Origin of the sequence: Deinococcus marmoris DSM 12784 (genome assembly GCF_000701405.1) — a bacterium.
In the GTDB taxonomy this organism is placed as follows: domain Bacteria; phylum Deinococcota; class Deinococci; order Deinococcales; family Deinococcaceae; genus Deinococcus; species Deinococcus marmoris.
In genome coordinates this window covers 1-17,674 of the sequence record NZ_JNIV01000061.1, presented here as the reverse complement: position 1 = coordinate 17,674, position 17,674 = coordinate 1, and the positions used below count along the sequence as shown (strand labels likewise).

Genomic DNA, 17,674 nt, shown 5'->3' with positions numbered 1-17,674 from the left:
ATATGCCCTCCTGGGGGTGGGGCTAGCGTGTTTTCTATGACCCCCACCCCCACTGAGGCCCTGCTCGACGATCTGGTTGTCGATCACGCCCTTTCCGCTGGACAGGTCAAACGCCGCTACGGCATCCGTTTAACCCCGGTCAGGATCCGCACCCTGGGTCTGACCTCCATCGAACGTGTGATGGTGACCGTGCATGGTGCCCCAGCTTCCGTCCTCGCTGTCCAGTTCGTCGCCCTGAACCCCCGCTGGGCACGCCAGGAGAGCTGGGTTCTGGGCCACCTCGCTGGCGTCGCCGAGGCCCGCACCCTGACCAACAACCCCCGCGCGCTGTGGCGCTCAGAAGCTGGAAGGCTGGACAGTGCCAGGCCCGATGCCACTTACCTGATGGAGCGCGGCATGAGCGCGGTGGAATTTGATACCGGCAGCTACGACGACAACACCGTGCGGCGAAAACTCAGGGATTTTGGCCGCAACTATGCCCACGTGATCTATGCAGTCAGCGGTGAACGGCGTCTCACATACGTGAAACGCCGTTTGTGGACCGAGTGGCCGTCGCCAGACGATCGTGCACGTTTTACGTTGATCCGCGTACCGTGGTGGGCCTGACCCGGCGGTGGCGGCCAGCATAGGGCGCTGGCACGGGCTTAGGCACGGGCGGAGGTGGGGGCGGCGGAACCACCCGCAAATGCAGCACCTCGACGCACCAGGGATTGGCCTGCTTCACGAACCGTGCGCGCCGACGGTCCGGGGTCACGATGACCAGGGTCCCCCTCGCCTGAGACAGTTCGAGGCGGTAAAGGCCGATCAGCCGCCAGAGCGAGCGCGACGCATGCCCCCGCGCGCGTCCACACACGTAGTGCGGCACACCGTCAGTATCCAGCAGCACATGAACGTTTCGTCCCCGCATCCTCGTGTGTTTCCAGGCGCGCTCAGTTTCCAGATACGAGATCGCGTGGGCAAGGTAGGCGTGATCGGCGGCCGTGTCCGGGCTGGGACGATTGCGGGTGGAGCGGTTTACCCGCCGCAGTCCCGCCGGCCCAGGCACCAGCACCGGCCCCCATGGCGTCGGGTAACGGTGGAGCAATTCGGCGATCAACAGCGTCAACAGGTCTGCGGAGGTGGCCAGCAACAGGGCGTCGGTTTCAAACAGCCCACGCCAGTCGAGCACGGCTTCAAGCAGTTCCGTCTGGGGCGGGGTCAGGGCGAGGTTGACGTTGAAGGAATCAGGTTGCAGGTTCCAGGCGGTGACGATGAGGGGTGGGGGCATACCTCCATAAATAGCTGCAAAGGGTCGCGAGCGGGCGAAAAAATGAGCAGGATGGGTACACAGCAGGAACGCAAGAGCGTCGGAATGAATTTCCAAGACCCTGGCGCGGCTCTCTGCTTGGGCAGATTTGCAACCCGAAACCGCTTCAAACGCCAGGTGGCCGCAAAAGGTAGATTGGACTACATAGGCTGGGAAAAGCACGGCTGGGCGCTGCTTGACCTGTCTTATCGCGCTGAGCAAACCTCTACGACAGCAGAAGAACTGCATATGGAATCGGGCGGCCCAGCGGCATCCAGAAAAGTGACGGCGTTCACGCTTCCGCCCGCACCAGACCTCAGTCTAAAAACTGCAGTGTGTGAGGAACTGGTTTGCCCAACTGGCCTACCCTTCACCACACCCAGCACTGGCCTGATGCCCTGTCAGAATCCTCCGGCTCAGTCCCCAAACCTCCAGAAATGTCCTGCTTCCGTCGGCCGACGCCTGCGCCAGTACTGCACAGCCGAACGCTCCAAATATTCTGATGTTGCGCGCATGAGCCCGATGTCCGTGGCGCAGAACCACGCTCCAGATCAGGCCGTGAGTGGCACCAGGGAACATCGAAGTGGCAGAGTTTCGGGTGTCCATTGATGGGCATCAGGCCACCCTCGAACGCTCCCACGCACTCACCTGCTATCGAACGTAACCTGAACCACACAAGGGCGAATAGAGCACGCCTGGGCGCAGCTTAATCCGTTTGCGCGCGTCCAGCAGGCTTCTACGACAGCAGAAGAGATGCAGGTGGCGTCGAGGTTTCAAGGGAGTGTGATGATGTGAGCGCACATACATTTCCGTTCCGTCCGGCTCAGCTTTCAGGCCGCCAACTCTGGAACAGATCACGGCTCCACGAATAACCACAGCCGCCCACGGTCCGGGCCTTGAGTGCCGACAACACCCCCGGAGGCCCAGACCGACACGCCGCAGGTTTCACTCCTTGGTGGGGCTGTACGGGATCAGATAGCGTCCGTCGTCACTGATGATAACCAACCCGCCCACGTCAAAGTTCTCATCGACACTCTGGAGCCCGCCGACATCCATCTCGGAGAACCTGATCTTCTCAAACGCGGTTTCCGGATCGAGCAGGGCCAGGGCGCTGAGGTCACTGGCGTCAATGTCGTTGCCAGCCAGATCGGTTTCAGGAATCTCGTACACGAACTGCGGTTGTTGGGTGCGTATGAAATTGACCAGGGTGCTGTTGTGGCGGTCATCGCTCATGAATATCTCCTGAAAACGTCAGCGCTGGCCGCCGACAAAATGGAATCGCCTGCAGACCATCAACAGCCGATCTGATCAGGCCGCAACTATAAGTGTAGGGGTTGGCGGTGAGGTCAGTACGCCCATCGCCTCAGTCCCACGCTGATTCTCCCTTGAGCGCTGACATCCAGTACGCGGTGTCAAATACAGCCAGCGTACGCCCTACGTCCACGCCGCCTCTCCCCTTCCCCATTCACACTGAACTGGAAACGCCGCGTGATCGCAGCGCCGGGGCTGTCGTCTCGAGTGGTGATGTCTCGGATGAGGAAATCAGGGAGAAAGTCCGTTTCGGATGGCCCCTTTCCACTCCCGCCTCGCCTGTCTCCAATGAGGGAAACCGTTCAGTGCGCCATTTCTGCGGAGTCATGCCGCGTGTTGGTTGAGGGCCAGCTCAGGCATTCATTGACGGGAACCCTGTCTCCGATGAGGGCCACCCAGACTGTCCAGACCAGCCTCTCTCATACCCTGGACCCCGCTCCTGTTCGTTCTCCAAACGGAAAAATGGCGGCAACCCCTCCCTGCCAGGATGTCGTTATGCAGTTTTATCGAGTCCCCCCACTGATGGTGCTGGCCCCGATCAGTGCGGCCCGCTCCACTGCACCCACCAACCGCAATGTGGACGTGGTCCTCGGCCAGATCTCGTTGGCCTACACCGCCACCAGCCCGCTGGCACTCCCCCATGGCGCGGACCTGCGCGTCCTGTTTGCGCTGATGACGCACGCCGCTGACGACGGCCAGGTTCAGGTCAGTATCCCCACATTGCTACGAACGGCGGATATGGGGACGGGCGGGCGGCAACACGGTGCGCTGTTCAGCGCGCTGGACCGCCTCCGGGACGTGACCTACATGGTGCAGCGCGCACCACAGGTTCTGGGTCTGCCCAATCAATTCAAATTGGTGTCGTGGGCAGGGCTGGCCCCAGGCGGTCAGTTGCATGTCGAACTCAGCCCTGGTCTTGCTGTCCAGATGCGTGGATGCCGCGCCCACCCGGCCCCACGTCAGACTCTCAATATTCCAGGCAACGCCCTGGTGCTCTACAGCCTTCTGGAGGTGTTGAGAACGCTGCCGGAGGGCATGGATACGGGTCAGTGGCGGCTGCCTGTGGACGCCACCTGCGAACTGCTCGGGCTGCCTGGCCGGGGCGACAACGCCCGGCGCTCGCTGATGTCCATGGGGGCAGCACTCAAGACCTCAGGCTCTATCGCCAAGGTGCAGGTGATCGGCCGGGGCAACAGCACACAACTGGTGATCGACGACAGGGGACCTGACGCCACGGTGATGGCGTTGCCGTGAAGGCACGGCCTCATGCTGTACCTCCCTCAAATAGGTATTCACCGCCAGGCCTGACCTGGCCCCACCCACGGCCTGAGCCTGAGGCAACGATTCGTGGTGACGCGATGATGCGGGCGCGCACAGACCAGCCCCGTCCGACACCCTGAACACAAACGCGTCAGCCGCATCGTCGCCGCCGTTTGCACGGCTGAGATGACAGAATGGCCCCCATATGGCCGTCAAGAAGTCTGATCTCTACTCCTCCCTGTGGGCCTCGTGCGATGAATTGCGCGGCGGCATGGACGCCAGCCAGTACAAGGACTACGTCCTGTTCATGCTGTTCATCAAGTACGTCTCCGACAAGTACGAGGGCAGCGACGATTTCGCGCCGCCAGTGAACATCCCAGCGGGTGCAGGCTTCCGGGACATGGTGGCCATGAAGGGCAAGGCCGACATCGGGGACCGCATCAACAAGGAAGTGATTCAGCCGCTGATCGAGAGCAACGCGCGGCTGGCCCGCTCGGACTTCCCGGATTTCAACGACCCGAACAAACTCGGCACAGGGCAGGAGATGGTGGGCCGCCTGACCAATCTGATCGCCATCTTCGAGCGGCCCGAACTGGACTTCTCGCGCAACCGCGCCGAACACGACGACCTGCTGGGCGACGCCTACGAGTACCTGATGCGGCACTTCGCCACTGAGAGCGGCAAGAGCAAGGGGCAGTTCTACACACCCAGCGAGGTCAGCCGCATCATCGCCAAGGTGATCGGCATCTCGCCGCGCAATTCGGTGGCCAGCACCACCGCCTACGATCCCACCTGCGGGTCCGGGTCACTGCTGCTGAAGGTGGCGGCGGAAGCGGGCAAGCAAATCACGCTAGAGGGTCAGGAGAAGGATGTCAGCACCGCCGGACTGGCGCGCATGAACATGATCCTGCACGACTTTCCCACCGCGAACGTGCAGACCGGCAACACCCTGACCAACCCGAAGTTCAAGGACGGCGAGGCGCTGCGGACCTACGACTACGTGGTGGCCAACCCGCCCTTCTCGGACAAGGCCTGGACGACGGGCATGACGCCCGCCAGCGATCCCTTCCAGCGCTTTCCCTGGGGCGAGCCGCCCGCCAAGCAGGGCGATTACGCCTATCTGATGCACATCATCCGCAGCATGAAGGCCAGCGGCAAGGGCGCAGTGATCCTGCCACACGGCGTGCTGTTCCGGGGCAACGCCGAGGCCGTGATCCGCCGCCAACTGGTGGAGTCGGGCATCCTCAAGGGCATCATCGGGCTGCCGGCCAACCTGTTCTACGGCACCGGGATTCCGGCCTGCATCCTGGTGCTGGACAAGGAAAACGCCCAGACGCGCCGGGGCATCATGATGATCGACGCCAGCAAGGGCTTTACCAAAGACGGCCCCAAGAACCGCCTGCGCGAGCAGGATCTGCACCGCATCGTGGACACCTTCCAGAAGGGCCAAGAGGTGGCCCGCTATGCCCGCATGGTGCCCTTCAGTGAGATCGCCGACCCGCGCAACGACTTCAACCTGAACCTGCCCCGCTACATCGACAGCAGCGAACCCGAAGACCTTCAAGACATCGGCGGCCACCTGCACGGCGGCATTCCCGAGCGGGACATCGACGCACTGGACGCTTACTGGCAAGTCATGCCCGGTCTACGCGGACACCTGTTTAAAGCCCTGCGCCCCGGCTACGGCCACCTGAAACCGGAACGGGCGGACCTAAAGACTGACATCCTAGGCCACGCCGAGTTTCAGGCATTTCAGCGCACCGTGGGCGAGTTGTTTGGGAGCTGGAAGGCTGCCAACCGCCCGAAGCTGCTGGGCATTCAGGTGGGCGACTCCGGCAAAGAACTGATCGAGACGCTGGCCGAGGATCTGCTGGATACCTTCCGCGCCGCGCTGCTGCTGGACCCCTACGGCGTGTACCAGCACCTGATGAACTTCTGGCAGGCCACCATGCAGGACGATCTGGACCTGATCACCGCTGACGGCTGGGTGGCCGCGCCGACGCGGATCATGGCGGTGGACAAGAAGGGCAAGAGCAAAGACAAGGGCTGGGCCTGCGACCTGCTGCCCAAGCCGTTCGTCGTCGCCCGCTTTTTTGCCGCTGAGCAGACCGAGCTGAACACCCGGCAGGCCGAGCTGGACGCCGCCCGCAGCGAGCAGGACGAGCTAGGCGAGGAACATTGCGGCGACGAGGGCGTGTTCGGCGAGTTGGACAAGGTCAACGCCAAAGAGGTCAAGAGCCTGCGCCCCGGCCTGACCCGCAGCGCCGACACGGAAACCGATCTGGCCGTGGTGGATCACTGGCTGGCGTTGGAGAACCAGATCACCTTCCTGAAAAAGAAAGTGGCTGATCTGGACGCCGCGCTGGACCGCAAGGCCCATGACCAGTACGCCCGACTGAGTGAGGCCGAGCTGAAGGCCATCGTCATTGACGACAAGTGGCTGGCCGAGCTGGAGGGCCGCTTGCACGCCGAGCTAGACCACGTTTCGCAGCGGTTGACGGGCCGATTGCGGGAACTGGCCGGGCGGTACGACACGCCGCTGCCGACGCTGGAGCAACAGGTGGGCGAGCTGGCCGCGCGGGTGGACGCGCACCTGGCCCGCATGGGAGCGCAGGCGTGAGCGCAGAGATCGAAGAAGGGTATAAGCAGACTGAGGTAGGCGTTATTCCAGTGAGCTGGGAGGTGATGCGATTAGGTGAACTGGCCGACATTCAGCGGGGAGCATCACCACGCCCGATAGACTCCCCACAATGGTTTGACACTCAGAGTCAAGTGGGATGGGTACGGATTACCGACGTTACTCAATCTAAAACGTCTACCCTTACAGCCACAACTGAATATTTATCGGCTGCCGGAATTGCCAATAGCCGCTTCCTACCGTCCGGTAGCCTTATCATGAGTATTTGCGCAACCGTAGGCGTACCTGTCATCACTGCAATAGATACTTGCATTCATGACGGCTTCGTTGGTTTTTCAAATTTAAAATCCGCTACGAAAGAATACATTTACATCGTTCTCAAGAGCCTGACAAAAGAGTTCCAGTCAATGGGGCAAACAGGTTCACAGGCAAATCTAAACAGTGACTTGGTTAGAAATCATAAAGTCTTCGTTCCTCCCATCTCTGAACAACGCGCTATCGCCTCCGCTCTTGCGGATGTAGATGCATTACTAGAATACTTGGGGAACCTGGTAAACAAAAAGCTCCAGATTAGGCAAGCCGTCATGCAGGAATTGCTAACGGGTAAGACAAATCTGGAAGGGTTTGAAAATAAAAGAAGGGAAGTGAAGCTTAGCGAAGTAGTAGAAATTATTCCAAGTGGAATTTATGGTAATGATCATCAGGAGAGTGGAATGATGGGCTTCCCGGTCGCTACTACTGCGCATATCAGCTCAGATGATAAATGGAATGCGAAAGAAATGAGTATACGATATTTCTATATGGATAAATATGAAAAATACTCTCCAATAGAAGGTGATTTAATAGTTGTAAAATCAAGCGGATCTGCGGCGAGTATTCAGTCGGGAAAAGTTGGATTTGTAGATCACAGAATAGCTAGATCTTTTATTTTTAGCAACTTTTTAATGTTACTTCGTCCAAAGAATATTGCTCCAAAATATCTCTACTATTTATTAACTTCTCCAAAAGTCAAACGCCTGCTACCATCTTTAGTTGAAGCCTCAACATATCCGAACATTCGAATTCCAGAATATTTAGGACTAGAATTTACACTGCCTCCCCTCCCCGAGCAGGAGGCCATCACCTCTATCCTCTCCGAGATGGACGCCGAACTTGAAGCCTTAGAGGAGCGCGTTGCTAAGACCCATAATCTCAAACAAGGGATGATGCAGGAGCTGCTGACCGGACGGACGCGGCTGATATGACTGAAATTACCCCCCATTACCGCACCATTCAGCAACTCCTGCAAAGCCAGACCTTCTCCATCGACGAGTACCAGCGTGAGTACAAGTGGGAAAAGAAAAACGTCGACGAACTACTCTTCGACTTGCAGAACAAGTTTATGACCTCGTACCGCCAGGGCGACGAGCCGGGACAGGTCAGCACCTACGAGGGCTATTTCCTGGGGTCCATCATTGTCAGCAAGCGGGAGAACACTAATTTCCTGGTCGACGGTCAGCAGCGCGTCACGTCCCTGACCCTGCTCCTCATCCACCTGTACCGCTCCGCCAAAGCGCAGGGGCTGAAGGTTTCGCAGAGTATCGAACCCCTCATCTACTGGGACAACGTCGGCACGAATGCCTTCAAGCTCGATATTCCTGAGCGGCTGCCCGTCATTGATGCCCTGTTCGAGGGCCAGCCGTTTAATCCTGACGGCAAAGACGAGTCCGTTCAGAACATGTACGCCCGCTACCAGGACATCGAACAGAGTGAAATCTGGGATGAAATCGGCGACGCCTTCCAGAACTTCGCTTACTGGCTCTTGACCCGTGTGGGCCTGATTGAGATCACCACGGACAACGACAGCCAGGCGTATGCCATTTTCGAGACCATGAACGATCGGGGCAAGCCGCTGAGTCCTGTGGACATGCTCAAGGCCTACCTGCTGGCCAAGGTCAAGGGGGAGGACGAGCGGCAGCAGGCCAATCAGGTCTGGCGGCACGAGATGCTGCTCCTGAGCGACAAGCAGGAGCCGGACCAGGACGCCCAGGCCATCAAGGCGTGGCTTCGGGCACAGTACGCCGAAATCACCCGCGAGCGCAAGGCAGGCTCAATTGACAAGGACTGGGAACTGCTCGGCACCGTCTTCCACCGCTGGGTCAGAGACAACAGCAGCAAGGTGGGACTCGGAACTGCGGCAAACAACACGGCCTTCATGCTGCAGGAACTGCCTTTTCTCGCCAGGGCGTACCGGCTGATCGTCCAGGCCAGCAACCAATACACGCCAGGGCTGGAATCGGTCTACTACAACGCCCACAACGACTTTACCTGGCAGAGTACGGTGCTGCTGGCCCCTCTGATCGCCACAGATGACGACGACACTGTTCGGCGCAAGCTGGAGGTCACGGCGGCCTACTTGGACATCTGGATCATGCGCCGCGTGGTGAACTACATCCGCGTGGGGTACTCCGCTGTGTCGTACACCATGTTCCTGTTGTGCAAGGACATCCGCCGCAAGTCCCTGCCCGAACTGGTAAAGATTTTGACGATGAAGCTTGTCGAGGATGAAGTGACCTTCGAGGGCAGCGTGTCCAAAGGACGCAAGGGCCTGACCGACTTCGGACTCAACCAGTTCAGCCGGCGCTACATCTTCCACCTGCTGGCGCGAGTGACGGAGAATGTGGAGCTGGGCAGTGGCAGCACCGCGCGGTTTGATCAGTTGGTCGACCGGGGCGTCAAAAATCCCTTCGACATCGAGCACATCTGGGCCAATCGCTACAGCGCCGTCAAGGAAGATTTCTATAGCGAAGAGCAATTCTATTTCTACCGTGACCATGTGGCCTCGCTGCTGCTCCTGCCCGCCGATGTCAACCGCAGCCTGCAAGACAAGCCCTACGAAGCGAAACGTGAGAAATACGCTCACCAGAACGTCTACGCGGCCAGCCTGCATGAAGGTGCCCACCTCAACCAACCCAAATTTGCTCAATTTCAGCAGGCCCACTCGTTGAATTTTAAACCGTACGAACACTTCACCAAGGTTGAGCAGCAGGCACGCAAGGCGCTGCTCCTGGCCCTGATGCAGCTTATCTGGTCACCGGAACGCCTGGGACAAGCTGCCCAGTGACCCATAACGCCGAGTCCCAGCACTTGGAATGGAAGGAGTCGTGGCGCGACGAGTACCTGAAGTGGGTGTGCGCCTTTGCCAACACGGGCGGCGGTACGCTGGTGGTGGGCCGGAATGATGCGGGCGCAGCGGTGGGCGTGCGAGACGCGGCACGGCTCTTGGAAGACCTGCCGAACAAGATCCGCAACCTGCTGGGCTTAGTAGTGCCGGTACAGTTGCGCCGCGAGTCGGACCTGGACCTGATCGAGATCGAGGTGGAGGCGTCGCCCTACCCGGTGACTTACCGAGGCAAGTATTACGTCCGCAGCGGCAGCACCACGCAGGAGTTGAGCGGCGCGCCGCTGGACGCCTTCCTGCTGCGAATGCAGGGGCGGCACTGGGACGGCGTGCCGTTGCCGCGCGTGGGGCCAGCGGACCTGAGTGCGGCCGCCCTGGCCCGCTTCCGGGTACTGGCGGGCCGCAGCGGGCGCGTGGCGACAGAGTGGCTGGACGAACCCGACACGGCCCTCCTCGAGCGTCTGAGGCTGACGGACGGCACATACCTGAAACGGGCGGCGGCGCTGCTGTTCCACCCGGACCCCGAAGCCTTCGTGGGCGGCGCGTGGATCAAGGTGGGCGCGTTCGGGGACAGCGACGCGGACCTGCGCTTTCAGGACGAGGTGCATGGGCCGCTGCTGCTTCAGATGGAGACAATGGTGGAGCTACTGAAGGCCAAATATCTAAAGACCCCCATCTCCTACCAGGGGTTGCAACGCATCGAGACGCTTCAGGTGCCGGAGGCCGCGCTGCGCGAGGCGCTCCTGAACGCCGTGGTTCACAAGGACTACGCCAGCGCTGTGCCCATTCAGATCAGCGTCTACCCGGACCGCCTGCTGATCTGGAATGCGGGGCAACTCCCGCCCACCTGGACGGTGGAGAAACTGCTGGGCAAACATCCGTCGATTCCTTTCAACCCGGACGTGGCCAACACCTTCTTCCGCGCCGGACAGATCGAGTCGTGGGGGCGCGGCATCGAGCGGATGGTGCAGGCGTGCCGTGCAGCGGGGGCCGAGCCGCCCATCCTGCGCCATGACGCGACGGGACTGTGGGTGGAGTTCGCGCTGCTGACTTCCTCCACCCCGGAAGTCACCCCGGAAGTCACCCCGGAAGTCACCCCGGAAGTCGCGCTGCTTCAGGTCCTGACCGGCGAACTGGGCCGCCGTGACCTTCAAGAACGCCTGGGCCTCAAGGATGCCGAGCATTTCCGCCAGGCTTATCTTCTACCCGCCCTGGAAGCGGGCCTGATCGAGATGACGCGCCCCAACACGCCCACCAGCCGTCTTCAGAAGTACCGCCTGACCGCCGCAGGTCAGACCCGTCTCAACAGCGCCGAACCCTGATGCTCTCCCGGAGGCAATGCCCATGACCCGTCCCGAAATCAAAACCCAGAAACGGGTCATTAAAACCCTTCAGTCGCTCGGCTACGCCTATCTGGGCGATTGGAAAGAGCGGACGAACAACCGGGGCATCGAGGAAGCCCTGCTGCGCGAAAACCTGACTGCACGCGGCTACACGCCCGCGCAGATCGCCCAGGCGGTGCAGAAGCTGCTGACGGCAGCGGACAGCACTGGGATCACGCTTTACCAGGCCAACCTGCGGACCTACACGTTGCTACGCTACGGCGTACAGGTTCAGGTGGAGGCGGGCGCGCCGCACCAGACCGTGCATCTGATCGACTGGGAGTGCCCAAAGCGTAACGCCTTTGCCGTGGCGGAAGAAGTGACTCTCAAAGCGCCGGGAGCGCACCAGCGCCGCCCTGATCTGGTGCTGTATCTCAACGGGCTGGCCGTGGCTGTCATTGAACTCAAGCGCGGCAAAGTTGAGGTGGCCGACGGGGTGCGGCAACTGATCACCAACCAGGAACCTATCTTCCACAAGGGCTTTTTCAGCACGGTGCAGCTTGCCCTGGCAGGCAACGATACGCAAGGGCTGCGCTACGGCACGGTGGGCACGGCGGAGCAGTTCTTCGTGCGCTGGAAGGGTCTGGAACACGCTGGACTGACGAAAGCGCCGGAAGCCGATCTGAGCGAGGGCGCGCTGCTGGACGGCCCGGTGCGCGAGATGCTGGCCCCAGCACGGCTGCTGGACCTGATGCGCAACTTCGTGATCTTTGACGCGGGCCAGAAGAAGGTGCCGCGCCTGCACCAGTTCGAGGGCGTCAAGGCGGCCCAGGAGCGCACCCGGCGGCGCGAGGGCGGCGTGATCTGGCACACCCAGGGCAGCGGCAAGAGCATCCTGATGGTGCTGCTCGCCAAGTGGCTGCTAGAACACGAGCCGGACGCCCGCATCCTGGTGGTCACGGACCGCGACGAGCTGGACAAGCAGATCTCGGGCGTGATGCGCAACACCAGCGTGATCTCACAGGACGCGCCCTCGCCGCGCATCACGTCCCGCCGGGAACTGCTGGACAAGCTCGCGTCCCCGCAGCAGCGTCTGATGTGCGCCCTGCTGCACAAGATCGACCCCAGTGACCTGCGCGGCGATCTGCCCAGGGTCACAGGCCAATTTTATGTGTTCGTCGACGAGTGCCACCGCACCCAGGGCGGCGACATGAACCGCCAGATGCGCCGCTGGTTTCCAGACGCCATCTTCATCGGCTTCACCGGCACGCCGCTGCTGCGGAAGGACAAGCAGACGACCCGCGAGGTCTTCGGGACGCCTATCCACACCTACAAGTTCGACGAGGCCGTTCGCGACGGCGTGGTGCTGGACCTGAAGTACGAGGCCCGCACCGTGCCGCAGCGGCTGGGCTCACCGCAGGCCGTTGATCAGTGGTTCACGCAGAAGACCCGCGACCTGAACGCCTACCAGCGAGCAGTCCTGCGCAAGCGCTGGGCCAATCTGGAAGAGCTGATGAGTTCCGGCGAGCGCAAGTCGCGCATCGTGGCCAACATCATCGAGGACTTCAACCTGCGCCCCCGATTGATCAGCGAGCGCGGCACGGCCATTCTGGTGGCGGCGTCCATCTACGACGCCTGCCATTACTACCGCCTGTTCCAGACCACGGAGCTGGCTGGCCGGGTGGGCCTGATCACGTCCTACCAGCCCAACCACAACCTGATTTCGCGGGAGCCACAGGGCAGCGACGAGCGCTACAAGTTCGACACCTACACCCAGCAGGTCCTGGCCCCCGGACAGACCACCGCCGCCTACGAGGACGAGATGAAGCGGCGCTTTATCGAGGAGCCGGCCAACTGCAAGCTGCTGATCGTGGTCAGCAAGCTGTTGACCGGCTTCGACGCGCCGTCGTGCACCTACCTGTACCTCGATCAGGAGCTGCGGGACCACACGCTGTTCCAGGCGATCTGCCGCACCAATCGGCTGGACGGCGAGGACAAGGAATACGGCCATATCGTCGATTACAAGGAATTGTTCGAGAACGTGCAGCACGCCATCGCGGTCTACACCTCCGACGAACTGGCCGTGGACGAGGGCGGTGAGGACGGCAACGTCTTCTTGAAGGACTGGCGCGCGGAGGGCCGCTCCAGGCTGGACGCGGCGTGGCAGGAACTGCGCTACCTGTGCGAGCCGGTTCCGGCTCCGAAGACGCAGGAAGCCTACATCCACTACTTCTGCGGCGACGTGCTGAATCCGGCGGCCCTGGCCGACACTGAACCGCTCCGGATCGCCTTTTACAAGAGTGCGGCCGGGTTCCTGCGCGCCTACGCCGAGGTGGCGGCCAGCCTCAGCGACCTCGGCTACATCGCGGACGACATCGCCCGCCTGCACGGCGACAGCGCCTTTTTCGCCGAGGTGCGCGCCAGCATCAAGCGGGCGTCGGGCGAGGAACTCGACATCAAACCCTACGAGCAGGGCATGCGCCACCTGATCAACACCTACGTGCAGGCCGATCATGCCCGTGACCTGGGCGCGCTCAGTGGCCTGTCCCTGCTGGAATCCATCGTGGACACGGGGATCAACGACGTGATCGCCCAGCAGATCAACCGCTCCGGCAATCTGTCCAACCGCGCTGTGGCCGAGACGATCATCAACAACGTCCGCAAGACCATCATCCGGGATCAGCTCACCGATCCACGCTTCTACGAGGAGATGTCGGCCCTGCTGGGTGACCTGATTCGTCAGCGCGACGAGGGCACGCTGCTGTACGAGGACTTTCTCAAAGAGACCGAGGACCTGATCACGCGCCTCGCGCAGGGCCGTGGGGACGGGGGCATGCCCGCGTCACTGCACGGACGGCGGGAGGTGGCGGTTCTGTACAGCCATCTGCCAGGACTGGCCCACGACGGAAGCTTCACTTGCCCAGCCGACGATGATCGCCGCGCCGAGCTGGCCCTAGCCCTGGACACCGCCGTGCGCCAGTCCGCACCCGCCGACTGGCGCGGCGACGAGACCCGCGAGCGTCAGATCCAGAACGCCCTTTTTCCTCTGCTGGGCCGGGACCGGGTGGCCACGCGCGCGCTGTTCGAATTGCTCAAACACCAGTGGGCGTACTGATGGGCGCGGCCCATCACGAGCAGGTCATCATCGGCGAGCTTGAGTTCACCGTGACCCGCAAGGCGGTCAAGAATGTCCACCTGAGCGTCCACCCGCCGGAAGGCCGGGTCACGCTGGTTGTGCCCCTGGACACCCGACTGGACGTGGCCCGTGCGTACGCCATCTCCCGGCTGAGGTGGATCGAGCAGCAGCAGTCCACCTTACTGGCCCAGGCGCGCGAGACGCCGCGCACCTTCGTGACGCGTGAGAGCCATTTCGTCTGGGGCCGGCGCTATCTGTTGCGGGTGCAGGAGCAGGAGCGTAAGCCGGGGGTAACCCTCGACCATAAGCAACTGACCCTGACGGTGCGGCCTGGCACGGCGCCAGAGCAGCGTGCCCAGGTCATGCATGCGTGGCATAAGAGCCTGCTGCGCGCCGCCGCCGAGCCGCTGATCGCGAAGTGGGAAGAGCGCCTGGGCGTGCGGGTTCGGAAGCTGTTTTTGCAGCGCATGAAAACCCGCTGGGGCAGCTGCAATCCCCAGTCAGGGCACATCCGCCTGAACACGGAACTGGTCAAGAAGCCCAGGGAACTGCTGGAATACGTCGTGGCCCACGAACTGATTCACCTGATCGACCCGACCCACGGCCAGCAGTTCCTGACCCTGCTGGATGAACATGTGCCGACCTGGCGGGAGGCGCGCGCCGAATTAAATGCCCTCCCGCTTGGGGACGACGCCTGGACAGCGCCGCAGCCGAAGCGGAGTTAGGGATCAGCCTGAGCGGTTGGACAGGGGCGCATCGGCGTACTGGGTCAGGATGTCAGCGGCGTGTTGCTGGGGCGTGCGCTCACTGAGCTCTGCATCGGCTTCGATGATCGCCCACACCTCACGCAGCACCGGCAGCCGAACTCAGACATTCGGGCCGGGCTTGCGGCCCGCACCAGGGCGCTTGCCGCCTCGTGTTCCCGCTTTCGATTCCATGCACAGAATCATGGTTGATTTCAGGCATGGAATCAATGGGGGAGTGTTGGGCTCAGGGGTTGCACCCTGCCGAGCGGAGTTAATAGCCGTGCTGATGCACAAACTTGGCGTTGTTCAAGAACAGGTGCAGCAGTCGGTTGAGATGCAGGTGGGACAGCACCATGACCAGCGCTAACCAAACCTCATGCTCGATGACGACAGAATTGACCTGTAACGTACGGGGAGACTCCGCCACACTGCCGCGCCTGAGAAAAACATGACCCTGAAAACACTCCTCTCCGATCCCCGCTCACCCGCGCTCACGCCCATCATTGCGCTCGTGTATGTCCTCTGCATACGCTGGTGTAATCCGGCCAGCGGCGGGTCTCCCGCAGCTTCCGTGCTGGGGGCGTCCCAGACCGAATAATGGGGGATGGACTTCTCCTTCCTCCCTGACTCCTGGCAGTTACTGGACTCCGTTCAGGACGGCGAACACCTGATCCTACGGGTGCAGGATCAATCTTCCAGTCACCGTTGCCCTCACTGCCAGCAGCCAAGTGCCCATGTTCACAGTCACTACGTTCGTCGGCCGCAAGATCTCGCTCTTGGACAACGCCCCGTCACGCTGCTCGTTCACACGCGTCGGTTCCGCTGCCTGAACCCAGCCTGTTTCTGTGTGACCTTCGCGGAGCGCTGGCCTGACTGGCTCGAACCGTATGCCCAGCGCACCTGTCGACTGGCACAGCGTCAGAGTCAGGTGGCGCTCCAGGTGGGTGGGGAAGGGGGCCATCGGCTGCTTCAGATCTTAGGAGAAGTGACGAGTGCCGATACCCTGCTGCGGCTGCTTCGCCGTCTTCCCTTGCCGGAATTCACCACGCCCAGAGTCCTGGGCGTCGATGACTTCTGCTTTCGCCGTCGAAAGACGTATGGCACGATCCTAATTGATCTGGAGCGGCATCAGGTGGTGGACCTGCTGCAGGACCGTGAAGCAGCCACACTGGCACAGTGGCTCCAGGATCATCCCGGCGTCGAGGTCATTAGCCGGGACCGCTCGGGTGAGTACGCGCGTGGGGCTGCGTCCGGCGCGCCGGACGCTCAGCAGATCGCAGACCGCTTCCATCTGTTCGGGAACATCCGGGAGGCCGTGGAGACGTGGTTGCGCCATCACCGGGAAGAGCTGTGTGAGTGCCCGGATCCCATGCCACGGTCTTCACCTCTGCTCGACAGACCGCTGGCAAAGCCAGCGGCTCGGCCTCGTCGCACGACGACTCGCAGTCGCCTGCGGGACAGCGTGGCCCGGCGAGCAGAACGGGCACAGCGATATGAACAGGTGGCCGGGCTGTTCGCTGCAGGACACTCCTTCAGTGCGATTGCCCGGCAGGTGGGCCTGGCCCGGAGTACGGTCACCGAGTGGTTGAGGCGTGAAGGCTTTCCGGCACGGCAGACCCCACCCAGCAGCCTGACCCGGTATGCGCCGTTCATCCAGGCAAGAATGGCGCAACGGGAGTGGACGGTCACCCAGATCTTCGACGAGCTGGTTCAGCAGGGCTACGGGGGCGCATTCAGCGGTGTGTCGGCGTACATGACCTGGCTGCGTGAGGGTCACGAACCACCGGCCACGGTGGATCAACTGGGCGTGGCTTTATCACGAGAAAAGCGCCTCGGGGTCCGCGAGATGTCCTGGCTGTTCACCCTGGCCCCGGACCGATTGACACTGGAGATGACCAGGAGGCTGGGCCTCCTGGTGAACCGTTGGCCACAGGGTCAGACGACGTATGCCCTGATCCAACAGCTCACATCGCTCCTTCGGCAGGCACCCACGCCAGGGTCAAGCTTGCTGACGACTTGGATCACCACAGCGCTGAACAGCGGCATGGCAGAAATCCAGCGACTGGGCCGTAGTTTTCAGAAGGACTTTGCGGCCATCTGTGGAGCGATTGAATCTCCGTGGAGCAACGGACAGACCGAAGGCCAGGTGAATCGGCTGAAGCTCATCAAACGGCAGATGTTTGGCCGGGGAAAACTTGATCTGCTCAAATGCCGGATCCTGCTGGCCTGACGACTTGAGCACGGAAGCTGCGGGAGACCCGGCGGGTGCCGGATTAGCCAGCATATGCAGTCCTCATCACCCTGCCCTTTTCAGGCATGCACGTCCGCCAGGTGCCGCCCTCCATCTGGGCGCTGGCCCTGCTGCTCGCCGCGCTCGTTCAACTGGGTGTCCAGATGGTCAAGCGCGGCCACCTGAACAGCTCACTGCTGGGAAAGGCCCTGCTGGTCGGCCCAGGTCACGCCATCAGCTTCGGATTGTCGGTCATCTACCTCAGTAGCTGACAACTTCAGTTTCCGGCTGTCCCAGTGCAGGAAAAGGACCCATCAAGATGCGCAGAATCTCGCTGATTCTCTCTGGAATCCACCGCAGCACATGGCGCAGTTCTTCCGAGCCGTAGCGCACCAGGCTCATGGCCTTCCGGCCATGGGCCAGCACCCGAATCGGTTTCGCCTCATGCCGCCAGACGCCCACCCGGAGGCAAGCCAACCAAGCCAAGGTCACCAGACCGAACAGTCGCTCCAACCGTGTGGGGTCCGTGACTCCGGTCCGTTCCAGATCGAAGCCCCGCGACTTTTGCGAGCCAAATGTCGATTCG

General features: G+C 61.6%; 13 protein-coding genes and 1 pseudogene. 10 read left to right on the top strand and 4 right to left on the bottom strand.

Annotated elements, in window-relative coordinates:
* The first annotated feature begins 36 nt into the window (after positions 1-36).
* Positions 37-606 carry a hypothetical protein gene (locus tag Q319_RS0114505; protein ID WP_029483199.1) on the top strand — a complete coding sequence of 190 codons (570 nt, stop codon included), beginning with the start codon at positions 37-39 and terminating at the stop codon, positions 604-606.
* Here the strand turns inward: Q319_RS0114505 and Q319_RS0114500 are convergent.
* Together Q319_RS0114500 and Q319_RS0114495 are read right to left on the bottom strand one after the other, a co-directional pair.
* A complete protein-coding gene (locus tag Q319_RS0114500; RefSeq protein WP_029483198.1) occupies positions 575-1,267 on the bottom strand; it encodes a hypothetical protein in 693 nt (230 codons plus the stop codon). The two genes, Q319_RS0114505 and Q319_RS0114500, sit on opposite strands and share 32 nt — an antisense overlap.
* A gap of 963 nt (positions 1,268-2,230) precedes the next feature.
* Positions 2,231-2,518: a hypothetical protein gene (locus tag Q319_RS0114495; protein ID WP_029483197.1), complete on the bottom strand. Its 288-nt coding sequence runs from the start codon at positions 2,516-2,518 to the stop codon at positions 2,231-2,233.
* 573 nt (positions 2,519-3,091) lie between these two features.
* On the opposite strand from Q319_RS0114495, the gene Q319_RS0114490 reads away from it, so the two are divergent.
* From Q319_RS0114490 to Q319_RS0114460, 7 genes are all read left to right on the top strand, one after another.
* Positions 3,092-3,850, top strand: a complete 759-nt coding sequence (locus Q319_RS0114490; protein WP_156039360.1) for a hypothetical protein — start codon at positions 3,092-3,094, stop codon at positions 3,848-3,850.
* Positions 3,851-4,061: 211 nt separating this feature from the next.
* Complete coding sequence (locus tag Q319_RS0114485; protein ID WP_029483195.1) at positions 4,062-6,476, top strand: type I restriction-modification system subunit M; 2,415 nt, start codon at positions 4,062-4,064, stop codon at positions 6,474-6,476.
* Positions 6,473-7,738 carry a restriction endonuclease subunit S gene (locus tag Q319_RS26300; RefSeq protein ID WP_081846063.1) on the top strand — a complete coding sequence of 422 codons (1,266 nt, stop codon included), beginning with the start codon at positions 6,473-6,475 and terminating at the stop codon, positions 7,736-7,738. The genes Q319_RS0114485 and Q319_RS26300 overlap by 4 nt, the downstream gene beginning before the upstream one ends.
* Positions 7,735-9,597, top strand: a complete 1,863-nt coding sequence (locus Q319_RS0114475) for a DUF262 domain-containing protein (RefSeq protein WP_029483193.1) — start codon at positions 7,735-7,737, stop codon at positions 9,595-9,597. The genes Q319_RS26300 and Q319_RS0114475 overlap by 4 nt, the downstream gene beginning before the upstream one ends.
* Positions 9,594-10,976 (top strand): Fic family protein, encoded by a 1,383-nt coding sequence (locus Q319_RS0114470; RefSeq protein ID WP_029483192.1) that lies wholly within the window; start codon positions 9,594-9,596, stop codon positions 10,974-10,976. Before Q319_RS0114475 ends, Q319_RS0114470 begins: the two co-directional genes overlap by 4 nt.
* Before the next feature lie 22 nt (positions 10,977-10,998).
* On the top strand, positions 10,999-14,091 hold the full coding sequence (locus tag Q319_RS0114465) for a type I restriction endonuclease subunit R (RefSeq protein WP_211252373.1): 3,093 nt from the start codon (positions 10,999-11,001) through the stop codon (positions 14,089-14,091).
* Complete coding sequence (locus Q319_RS0114460; RefSeq protein WP_029483190.1) at positions 14,091-14,837, top strand: M48 family metallopeptidase; 747 nt, start codon at positions 14,091-14,093, stop codon at positions 14,835-14,837. The genes Q319_RS0114465 and Q319_RS0114460 overlap by 1 nt, the downstream gene beginning before the upstream one ends.
* Positions 14,838-14,840: 3 nt before the next feature.
* Here Q319_RS0114460 and Q319_RS28980 read toward each other — a convergent pair whose 3' ends face one another.
* Positions 14,841-14,966, bottom strand: a complete 126-nt coding sequence (locus Q319_RS28980; protein ID WP_281173840.1) for a hypothetical protein — start codon at positions 14,964-14,966, stop codon at positions 14,841-14,843.
* A 496-nt stretch (positions 14,967-15,462) separates the two neighbouring features.
* Here Q319_RS28980 and Q319_RS0114440 point away from each other — a divergent pair, with 496 nt between their 5' ends.
* Both Q319_RS0114440 and Q319_RS0114435 read left to right on the top strand, forming a co-directional pair.
* On the top strand, positions 15,463-17,088 hold the full coding sequence (locus tag Q319_RS0114440; protein ID WP_081846062.1) for an ISL3 family transposase: 1,626 nt from the start codon (positions 15,463-15,465) through the stop codon (positions 17,086-17,088).
* Positions 17,089-17,174: 86 nt separating this feature from the next.
* Positions 17,175-17,360, top strand: coding sequence for a hypothetical protein (locus Q319_RS0114435; protein WP_029483187.1), 186 nt, complete (start codon positions 17,175-17,177; stop codon positions 17,358-17,360).
* On the opposite strand, the pseudogene Q319_RS27925 reads toward Q319_RS0114435, so the two are convergent.
* A pseudogene (locus tag Q319_RS27925) lies at positions 17,350-17,674 on the bottom strand (IS4 family transposase); the annotation flags it as partial. The gene Q319_RS0114435 and the pseudogene Q319_RS27925 overlap by 11 nt on opposite strands.